The organism is Streptomyces sp. x-19, from assembly GCF_046549115.1.
In the GTDB taxonomy this organism is placed as follows: Bacteria; Actinomycetota; Actinomycetes; order Streptomycetales; family Streptomycetaceae; genus Streptomyces; species Streptomyces albulus_C.
In genome coordinates this window covers 1-575 of the sequence record NZ_JAJPWK010000117.1, presented here as the reverse complement: position 1 = coordinate 575, position 575 = coordinate 1, and the positions used below count along the sequence as shown (strand labels likewise).

Sequence of the window (575 nt, the reverse complement as noted above, 5' to 3'; positions counted from 1 at the left end):
ATGTCGAACGAGCAGTTCAACCAGGCGTTCACGATGCACGGCACGATCATGCTGCTGATGTTCGCGACGCCGTTGTTCGCCGGGTTCGCGAACTGGATCATGCCGCTGCAGATCGGTGCGCCGGACGTGGCGTTCCCGCGGCTGAACATGCTTGCCTACTGGCTCTACCTGTTCGGCTCGCTGATCGCGGTGGGCGGGTTCCTCACCCCGCAAGGGGCGGCGGACTTCGGGTGGTTCGGGTACGTGCCGCTCTCCGACGCCGTCCATTCGCCGGGTGTCGGTGCCGACATGTGGATCATGGGTCTGGCCTTCTCGGGCTTCGGCACGATCCTCGGTTCGGTCAACTTCATCACCACCATCATCTGCATGCGCGCCCCGGGCATGACGATGTTCCGGATGCCGATCTTCACCTGGAACGTGCTGCTGACCGGTGTGCTGGTCCTGCTCGCCTTCCCGGTGCTGGCCGCCGCGCTGTTCGCCCTGGAGGCGGACCGTAAATTCGGTGCCCATGTCTTCGACGCGGCCAATGGCGGCGCATTGCTCTGGCAACACCTCTTCTGGTTCTTCGGCCATCC

1 protein-coding gene is annotated in these 575 nt (G+C 64.2%); it reads left to right on the top strand.

What is annotated here, in order from left to right:
- The coding region (locus ACLJT4_RS42525) for a cbb3-type cytochrome c oxidase subunit I (protein ID WP_411130532.1) at positions 1–575 on the top strand (575 nt) is incomplete at both ends.